General features: G+C 65.9%; 1 protein-coding gene. It reads right to left on the reverse strand.

Annotated elements, in window-relative coordinates; translation table 11 throughout:
- On the reverse strand, window positions 1–10753 hold a 10753-nt coding region (locus Q1W26_RS14805; protein ID WP_300441752.1), incomplete at both ends, for a PKD domain-containing protein.

The raw sequence follows: 10753 nt of genomic DNA on the forward strand, positions 1-10753 counted from the left end.
TGCTGCCGTCACCCCAGGCGATGGTGTAGCCGCTGCGGGTGTCGGTGCCGGGGTCCGTGATGGCGCCGACGGTGAGGGTGTAGACGCTGCCTTCGTCCACCGTGGCCGGGCCGCTGAGGCTGGCGGTGGGGGCCACGTTGAGGACGTCGACCGCCTTGGTGCCTAGGGCAAAGAGGCCTTCTTCGTTCTGCGCCGAAACTTGCACACTGTAACTGGCGGCACCGTCGGCATAAGTGTGGCTGACAACCCCGCCATTCAGCGCGAGCTGAGCGGCGCTGATGGTCTGGTAGCTGCCCGGCGTGGTTTCGTCACCCCAGACGATGCGGTATTCGCTGACGGTGTCGGCGCCCGGATCAAGGATGGCGCCGATGCCAAGAGCGTAGGCACTGCCTTCCGGCGTGGTTGCGGCGCCAGTGAGGCTGGCGGTGGGGGCAACATCGGTGACGCTGACGCTGTGGCTGGCAGCGATGTGTTCACCGTCTTCGTCGAAGACGCGGACTGTGATGGTCGGATTGCTGGTGCCGTCGGCGAAGGTGTGATGAACCACGCCGCCGCCGGCGACGAGGGCGTCGTATTCGGTCGGGGTGTATTGGTTCTGGGTGCTGCCGTCGCCCCAGTCGATGCGGTAGAGGGTCGGGGTGTCGGCGCCGGGATCGACCCGCGGGCCAACGGTGAGGGTGTAGTCGCTGCCTTCGGCAATGGTGACGGCGCCACTGGCGCTGACCGTCGGGGCGACGTTGTACACGGTGAGGGCCTGCGTACCCGCATTAATGTGGGTGCCGTCTTCGTCCACGAGGGTGACGCCGATCTGCCGCGCGGTGCCGCTGATGTTGCCGTCGGCGTAGGTGTGGGTGACTTGCCGGTTGGCTGGCAGGTCGGCGGCGGCGATGACTTGCGGCGCGCTGCCGTCACCCCAGTCGATGCGGTATTCGCTGACGGTATCGGCAGCAACGTCCTGCACCGCGCCGAGGGTGACGGTGTAGGGGCTGCCTTCGGCGACTGCGCCAGGGCCGCTCACGGCGAGGCTTGGGGCGACGTTGGTGACGGCGAGGGTGAAGCTGTCGCTGGCGGTCTGGAAGCCGTTGTCGGTGACGCTGACATCCACCGTAACCGGGACGGCCCGGTCGTCGGCAAAGCGGTGGCTGATGTTGAAGCTGAACTGGCCGGCGCCAAGGCTGAGGGTTTCAACCGGGGTGCCGTCGCCCCAGTTGATGGTGGCGCTGCGCCCGGCCGGATCCTGGTCGGCGGGGTCGGTGAAGCTGATGCTGCGGGTAAACAACAGGCCTTCGCCGACGCTGCTGTCGAGGCCTGCATCGACGACGATGACTTCGGCCGGCGGGGCAACGGTGAGCGCCTTGCTGCTGGCGTGCGGGAAGCTGCCGTCTTCGTCGGTCAGCGTGGTCTCGATGGTGAAGTCGCCTGCAGCGGCATAGGTGTGGACGACTTGCCGGTTGGCCGGCAGGTCGGCCGCGGCGATGACCTGCGGCGGGCTGCCGTCGCCCCAGTCGATGGCGTACTGGGTGACGATATCGGCGCCCGGATCACTGACCCCACCGAGAGTGAGCGTGTAGGGATGACCTTGTTCAACGGTGTTGTCGCCACCGAGCCCCTGGGTCGGGGCGACGTTGTCGACGACGACGGTGAAGCTGTCGGTTGCGACGCTGTTGGCCTGGCCTTGCTGGTCATCAACGGTGACGCTGACGTGGTAGCTGCCGTTGTCCGGGAAGACGTGATCAATGGTCGGCGACTTGCTGGGCGTGGTGAAGCTGCTGGTGACCGGGGTGCCGTTCACGCTGTAGCCCCAGTCCACCGTCACGTGGTAGACGTTGCCGATGTCCGGGTCGCCGAGGGTGAGGCCCTGGGCGAAATAGTGGCCTTCCTGCGCGACGCGGTCGGCACCCGCTTCGAGGCGCGGGCTGTCGTTGACGTTACGCAGCGTGATGTTGGTGAACACCGACTGGGTCGAGTAGGTGTTGCCGTCACTACCGGTCCAGCGGAACAGGTCGGCACCGGCGTAGTCGGCGTTGCCGTGGTAGATCAGCGCACCGGCGGCCAGATCGGCCACGCCGATTTCCTGCCCCGGCTGCACGGCCACGCCATGCAGGCTCAGGGTGCCGGAGCCGGGCAGCGTAACGATGCGGATCGACGCCAGCGCCTGCCCTTCGGCGTCGGTGAAGCCCGCGGCAAACAGGGTATCGAGCAGCGCGACATCGCTGTCCTCGTCGCCGGTGACATTCACGTCGCTGACGTTAGGCGCGGTGTTGCTGTAACGCTGGACGAGCACCTCGGTGCTGTTGTTGCCGCCGTGGGCGGTGTCGCGATAACCCTGGTAGCTGACGAGGAATCCGCCATCTGCCGTAGCCACGATGTCCGGGGTGGTCTCGGTGCTGATGTCGTTGACGACGATCTGGCTGTCGATGGCCCGGCCGCCGGCGTCGTACTGCTGCAGCCAGACACTGCTTTGATCATCCCAGCTGACGACAAAGCCGCCGTTGGTGAGCCCGGTGACCGACGGCTGCAGCTGGTTGTTCGCGGTGTTGTAGTTGACACGGAACTCGGCACCGAGCGTGTTGCCGAGGGCGTCGTAACGTTGCCCGTAAACACCGTAACCCCAGGTGTCCTCGCCGTAGGAGGTCCATACAACGACGAATCCACCGTCGTTGAGGGCTGCCACCGAGGACTGGGACTGGGAGTTGTCGATGTAGGTATTGACCTGGAACCGGGCACCGATGGGGCTACCGTCGGCATTGAAACGCTGGGCGAAGATGCCATTGCCGCTGCCGTCGGCGTAGCCGTCCGTCCAGGTGACGACGAAGTCACCGCCGACATTGTTCAGAAGCGCGATCGAGGGTTCGGATTGCGGGGTGTACAACTCGCCCGCAATCGGGAGGCTGGCGCGCACCTCACCTCCGACCTTCTGGCCGGTGGCGTCGAAGTGCTGGAGGTAGATGTCGTAGTAAATTCCGTCCCGCTCGCCATCCGAATACCACGCGACGATGAAGCCGCCATCGCTGCTCTGGCTGACCGCCGGCTGATACTGGTTGCCGCCCATGCTCGTATTGACCAGCACCTCGCCTCCGGGCGCAGCGCTGCCGTCGGGCAGGTAGCGACGCATGAAGACGCCGTCGCCGGAGGTGTCGGTGGCGAAGTCGTTGGACGTCCAGATCACCGCGAAGCCGCCGCCCGACAGGCCGACCACGGTGGGCTCGTCCTGGGTGTTGAGGGTTGCGATATTGACCTGGAACGGGTCGCCGACGGCGTTGTCGTTGGCGTCATAGCGGCGCGCGAAAACGGCGTAGCTGCTGCCGTCGCTGCCGCTCCAGTCGGTGTAGGCCACCACATAGCCGCCGTCGGCCAGCTGGGCGATGGATGAGTCGCCCTGCTCGCCAGCCTGGTTGCCGGTGAGGGCAAAGCGGCTGACCACCTGCTCCGCACCGTACAGAACGGCACCGTCGGGATTGGCGGCGATGTTGAGGGTGATGGATTGCGGTGCGGTCACACCACCGCTGCCATCCGACAGGCGCACCGACACCGTGCGGGTCGGTTCGGGGTTGGACAGGAAGTTCTGGTAGGTGAGGTTCTCGATCAGGTTCTCGACCGCTTCGGGCGTGGCGTTGGCGTTGAAGCTGACGATCAGCGAGCCGCCATTGACACCGTTGCCAATGAGTGTGCCGATGGCCGTTCCACCGTAGCTGATGGTGCTGCCGCTGACACCGATCTGGCCCTCACCCATGCCTTCGTTGCGGACGCCGAGCTGGTCCTGGGCCTGGATGCCTGGAATGTTGAACTGGTTACGGTCGCCGTAGGTGGTGATGAAGCTCACATCCAGACGGCCGCCGTTGAAGTTGGCCGAATCCGGATCGAACAGGCCGATGCCCGCATCGATGACCTGCGGCGCGGCGTTGATGGCGTTTTCCTGGAAAGTGACGGAGCTGGCCAGATCGACGATCTGCGGCGCCGCGCTGTGGGCGAAAGTGCCCGGGTCGCCCACCACACGCTGGAAGACGCCGTAGCCGCTGCCGTCCGACTGGCCCTGCCAGACGATGGCGAAGGCGTTGCCCGCCAGCCCGGCGACAGCCGGCACATCGTCACTGGATATTCCCGTGGTGCCGATATTCAGTTCCCCATCGACACGATTGCCGGCGCCGTCGAACTTCTGCGCCAGGATGTCGTCGGTATTGCTGTCGCGCCAGGTGATCACGAAACCGCCGTCGCCGGTGGCGGCGATGTCCGGCGAAATCTGGTAGTTGTAGCTGGACTCATTAACCCGGAACTCGTTGTCGACCGGGTTGCCTGCTCCGTCGTAGCCACGTGCGTAGATGCCGTCGCTACTGCCGTCCTGCCCGCGCGAAATCCACGTGGCGACGAATCCGCTGCCCACTGCGGCGATACGCGGGTAGTACTGGTAGTCGACGGTGTATTGGTTGAGCTGGAACTCGGCGCCGATGGCGTTTCCGCTGGTGCCGTCGAAGAGCTGGGCATAGACGCCCGAGTTGCTGCCGTCCTGCCCTTCGCTGCGCCAGGCGACGACGAAATTGCCGTTGGCCAGCGCGGTGATGTCCGGTTCGTACTGGTAAACGTAAGGGTTGCCGGAGATCGGCGTGTTGGCACGGGTTTCGGCGCCGAGGGTGTTGCCGTTATGGTCGTAGCGCTGGAAGAAAACGTCGTAATACTCGCCATTGCGTTCGCCGTCCGAACGCCAGGCCACGACAAAGCCGTCGCCCAGGGCACTGACTGACGAATCGAGCTGGCTGCCCGAGGTGGAGGTATTGACGCGGAACTCAGCACCGGCCGTACGACCGGCGGCGTCGAAGCGCTGCGCCCACACGGAATAGCCGCTGCCGTCGCGACCTTCGTCGGTGTAGGTCACCACCCAGCCGCCATCGCTCAAGGCGGCCACCGCCGGGTCGGACTGGGAGCCCGGCGTATAGGCACTGACCTTGAACTCGTTGCCGACCGGCGTGCCGTTGGCCGCGTAGCGCTGGCCGAAGATGCCGTAATCCCAGCCGTCCTCGCCGTTCGACTGCCAGGTGACGACGTAGCCGCCATCGGCGAGGGTTGCCGTTGCCGGCGACATCTGCTCGCTGCTCTTGTAGGTATTGACGGATTCCGGCGATCCGAGCGGCAGCGCACCGTCGGCCTCGGCGGTGACGTTGATCTGGATCACGGTGGGCGTGCTGGTCGCCCCGTCGCCGTCAGAAAGAGTGATGCTGACCTGCCGACTGGCCACCGGATCGGTGGACGGATTCCGGTAAGCCAGCCGTTCGAGGACATGCTCGACAAAGGGCTGGGTGGCCGCGGCATTGAACTGGATCACCAGATCATGGCCCGCCTGACCGTCGCTGACGATGCTGCCGATCACCGTGGTGCCGATGCGCACGTTGGCGCCGCTGACGTTCACCTGTCCGGCGCCCGTGCCTTCGGACAGGATGGAGAAGTTGTCCTGATTCTGCCGGTAGTCGCCGATATCCTGGTTCAGGCTGGAGTAACCGCTGATCACGCTGACCGTAAGAACGCCACCGTCCAGCGTGATTGAATCGCTGTCGAACACGCCCACCGCGGCATCGATGAGTTGCGGCGCGGCGTTGACGGTGTTTTCAAGGTAGGTGACACGCCCCGCCATGTCGCTGATCACCGGCGCCGCCTGGAGCACCGGCGAACCGGCCGGCCCGAAGACGTTCTGGTAGACGCCCCAACCGGAAGCCTCCTGGTTGGAGGACGACCAGGTGACCACAAATCGCCCGCCCGCCAGACCGGCCACATCGCCGTAGGTCTGGTCGGAGGTGGCGGCTTGCGAGGCCCGTAGCGGGCCATCCACCTTGTGCCCGTCGGTGTCGTATTGCTGGACGTAATAGCCCCGACCCCACCCGTCATCGGATTCCCAGGACACGACGAAACCGCCGGTATCAAGGGCCGTCACGTGGGGGTAGGCGTCGCTGGACGGGAAGGTCAGCCCGTTATTCACCAGCGTTTCGGAGCCCACCGGCACGCCGCCGGCGGTGAAGCGCTGCAGCATGATCGCGTAGCTGTCGCTGTACGGATCGTCACTGGTCTGCCACACAACGACAAAATCGCCGTTGCTGAGGGTCGTCACATCAGGACGCGCCTCGTGGCCGAGGGTCGAGCTATTGACCCGGAAACCGTCTGTTGTGGGCGCACCACTGGCGTCGAACACGCGCGCGTAGGTGCCCCAGCCGCTTCCGTCCTGGGCATAGGAATGCCACACGGCCACGAAGCCGCCGTTGGCAAGGGCCGACAGTTGCGGGAAGGATTGATTGTCGGTGGTGAAGGCGGTTCCGCCACCCGGCGGGTTGTCGTTGATCAGAACCCGGCTACCCTGCGCGAGGCCGTTGGCGTCGTAGCGCTGGAAGACCGTTCCGTAGCTGTTGCCGTCCGCATTGGTGTCATCGCTGTAGGCGATCGCGAAGCCGCCGTTGGCGAGGCCGACCACGGCGGGCTGCAGTTGCTCGTAAGTCGTCACCGGATTGACGCGCCACTCGCTGCCCACCGCGTTGCCCGAGGCGTCGAAACGCTGGGCAAAAACGCCGCGGCCCCAGTCGTCGCTGGACTCCCAGGCCACCACAAAACCGCCGTCGGTCAGCGCGGCAGCCCTCACGCCGGAGTCAGTGCCTTGGTTGCCGGGAGTCGCCGAGGACACCTGGAACTCGGCCCCGATGGCCGCGCCGTTCAGGTTGTAGCGCTGGGCATAGACGCCGTACTGATCCGAATCCTGACCGTAGGACTGCCAGACGATCACGTACTCGCCGGCATTCGGGCCTGCCAGATGAATCGCGGTCGGATAGGCCTGGGTGTTGTCGGTGTAGGTGTTGACCTGCGTGTCGCCCGGCAACAGCGCCACCGCACCGTCGGTCTGCGGGGTGATGTTGAGGTTGATCGTCTGGGTCACGCTCTGGCCGCCGTCGCCGTCACTGACGGCAACTTCCACCACCCGCCCGACCGGTGCCGACGAACTGGTGGTGTAGGCCAGCCGCTCCGCCACACGCTCGACGATGGCCGCAGTGGCGTTGCTGTTGAACACAATCACCAGATCCGACCAACCCTGCCCGTCGCTGGCAATGGTGCCGACCGCAACGCCGCCAAAGCGGATCGTCGAGCCGACCGCGGTGCCGCTGACACCGACCTGCCCGGCGCCATTGCCTTCGTGCAGGATCGTGAAACTATCCTGTCTGAAGGCTTCCATGTCGTAGGCGGCATTTCCGCCCAGGCTTGTCAGCACCGAAACGCGCAGCGTGCCACCCGCGAAATTGGCGGAATCCTCGTCGATGACGCGCAGACCCGAATCGATCAGTTGCGGCGTGGCATTGACGGCGTTTTCATTCAGGGTGACCGAGCTTTCCAGATCCAGCAGCTGCGGGTTTTCCTGACGCGCCACCGAACCCGGCGTGCCGAACAGGCGCTGGAACACACCATAGCCGCCCTGCCCCGGCACATCCTCGGCATTCGATGCCCAGGCGGCCACGAAATTGCCGTTGGCCAGACCGGCCACAACCGGGTGGTGCTGGGCATCGGCGCTCGTCTGGCTAAGCCGCACGGGCCCGTCGACCTTGGCCCCGGTGGCGTCGAACTGCTGGCCCCATACGTCGATGTAATCGTTGAGAAGGCCGCTGTAACTATCCCAGGCGACGACGAAGCCGCCGTTGGAGAGTGCCGTAGCGTGCGGCCACAGCTCCTGATTCGAAGGCAGATCCGGCGTGCTCACCATGAACGCGCCGCCCACCGCCACGCCGCCCGCCGTGTAGCGCTGGCCAAGTAGCGAATAGTCGGATTCGTCGGACCACAGCACCACGAAATCGCCGTTCGTCAGCGTGACGACCGTCGGGTTGTACTGGTTGCCGCTGGCGTTGGTATTGACCTGGAACTCGGCACCCACCTTGTTGCCGCTGGCATCGAAGCGCTGGCCGAATATTCCCCAGCCCGAACCGTCCTGATAGAGCGACCGCCAGACGGCAACAAAGCCCGTCTCATTGGTACCTGAAGTGGATGGATCGTCCTTCAGCGCCGACAGGGCCGGCAGGTATTGGTCATACGGCACATAGGTGTTGACCAGGAAATCGCTCCCGATCGGCGTACCGCTGGCGTCGTAACGCTGGGCGTAGGTGCCGTAGCCGCTGCCGTCGCGGGTCTGGTCGGCGAAGGCGACGACGAAACCGCCATCGGCCAGGCCGATCACCGCGGCATGAGTCTGGTCGTAAACAGTGCTCGCGGTGACCCGGAACTCATCACCCAGCGCCGCATCCTGGGCGCTGAAAACCTGCGCAAAAACCCCGCCGGAACTGCCGTCCTGCGCCTCGCTGCGCCAGGCCACAACGTAGCCGCCGCCGGAAAGCGCCGCCACCGAAACGCCATCCTGGCTGTTCCAGATGTAGCTGTTGATCGCAAACTCGAGGCCCACGGGCACGCCGGCGGCGGTGAAATGCTGGCCGAAGACGCCCCAGGCGTTTCCGTCCTGGTTGTACGACTGCCACACCACCACATAACTGCCGTCGGCGAGGGTGGCCACGGCGGGCTGGGATTGCTCGCCGGCCACGTAGGTATTGACCCGCGCCTGGTCAAACAGCGGCACTGCGCCGTTCGCCTCGGGCAGGATATTTACGGTGATGCTCTGGCTGGTGACCGCAGAACTCGCGTCCTGCAGGCTGACCAGCACCGTGCGGCTGGGCAGCGCGCCTTGCGTGTCGCTCTGGTAGGCCAGGTGCTCAATGACGGCTTCAACGCGCTCGGCGCTGGCGTTGGCATTGAAGGTGACGGTCAGCGGCGTACCGTTGTCACCGCCGGCAACCGTGCCGATCGTCGTTCCGTCGTAGCTGACAGTGCTTCCGGTGTAGCTCAGATGGCTATCGCTGAAAATTCCCAGCTGGTCGGAGCTCCGGCCGTTGGCACTGAAGGATGCCGTCAGCACGGCACCATCGAGGCCGCCCGCGCCCTGGTTGAGCTGGACTGCGCCGTCAAGCAGCACGCCACCGCGGGCCGCGGTCTCGCTGACCGTCACGGCGGGAACGACATCCACCAAAGCCAGCGCGGAGGCCGGCGCGGTGTCCTGGATACGGACCAGAGTCTCGGTCGGGTCCGACGCCGCGGCGCTGTTGTCGAAGAGCCGGAAGGCCACGTAGCGGTCGCTCGTGCCGGCCGGCGCCGCGGCTGCGCTGTACTGATAGGTGACGTTTTCGGCCAGGGCCTGGATCGCCGCCGGGCTGGCTGCGCCAGAGAGGCTCACCACCAGCGGCGCACCGCCGGTGCCGCCCGCCACGGTTCCGATGACGACGCCGCCAAAGCTGACTTCGTTGAGATTTACGCCAATCTGCCCCGCGTTGAAACCCACGCTGCGGATTGCCAGCGCGTCGTTGCTGTCCGCGCCGGAGGTGAAATAAACCCACAGGCTGCCGCCGCTGAAGCTGGTGCCATTGTTCGAAACGACAAGGTCGTTGTCGATCAGCTGCGGCGTGATCGCATCGGCCGCGCCGAATACCACGCTGGATTCGATATCCTTGAGCGCCGGGTCGCCGCTGCGCGGCAGTTCCGCGGTGTCGCCAAAGACCCGCTGGAAGATGCCGCTGCCGCTGCCGTCCGAATGATTGTCAGCCTGCCAGGCGACCACGAAGTTGCCGTTGCCCAGATCAGCAATGGCCGGGGCCGAGTCGCCCCGATAGACCCCGGCCGTGCCGCCGTTCACGCGCCGGTCGCCGTCCACCGGCTGGCCGCTGGCGTCGAATTCGCGCAGGTAGACGTCGCCCCAGTAGTCACCCGTGTCGTTGTAGAAGGCGACCACGAAGCCGCCCGTGGCGAGGCCGCTGACCTTGGCCTGGTATTGGGCGCCGTTGGTGTTTTCGTTCACCTGGAGCGCATCGCCCACCGCCGCGCCGTTCAGGTCGTAGCGCTGGGCGAAGGTGGCGTAGCTGGAGCCGTCGAGCCCGTTGTGGTCTTCCCAGACGACGACGAAGCCGCCATCGGCGAGGGTTGCCACGTCGGGGTTGTACTGCGTGCCGGTGGTGGTGGTGTTGACCTGGAAGGTGTCGCCAAAGCCGCCCGCTGCGCTGTAGGTGCGCCCGAAGACGCCCCAGCCGCTGCCGTCGTTGCCGTTGCTGTCGCGCCACACGATGACGAGATCGCCGTTGGCGTGGGCGGCGATGCGCGGCAGGTCCTGGCCCCCCGGCTGTGCGTCACTGGTGCCCGGCGTGACGCTGACCCGTTGCTGCGGGGTGCCTTGCACGTTGCCGGCGTTGTCGTAGCGGGTCAGGTAGATGTCGTGGCCGTTGCCGCCGGCCACGTAGCTATCGGACGACCAGGCCACCGCGAAACCGTCGGTGTAGCTGGCCACGACGCCGTGGAACTGGGTGCTTTCGGTGGTGGTGTTCACCACGATCGGGCTGCCCGCCGTCGAGCCGTCGGCGTTGTAGCGCTGGGCGAACACGCCCCAGCCCCAGCCGCTGCCTTCGTGGCTGCTGTCGTCCTGCCAGGTGATCACGTAGCCGCCGTTCGAGAGGCCCGCGACTTGCGGGTAGCTTTGCTCGCCGGCCGTAATCGTGTTGACGCGGAACTCAGGGCCCACCGCTTCGCCCGAGGCGGTGTAGCGCTGGGCGTAGGTGCCCCAGGTCGAGGTGTCCTGGAGGTAGGAGTTCCACGCGATCACGTAGCCGCCGTCCGTCAGCCGGCCGATCGCCGGGTTGCTCTGGTCGCTGGGCGTGAAGGTGTTGACCGGCTCTTCGCCGTAGGCCGCAGGCGTGCCGTCCAGCTC

It is taken from the genome of Zoogloea sp. (assembly GCF_030157465.1).
Taxonomy (GTDB): domain Bacteria; phylum Pseudomonadota; class Gammaproteobacteria; order Burkholderiales; family Rhodocyclaceae; genus Zoogloea.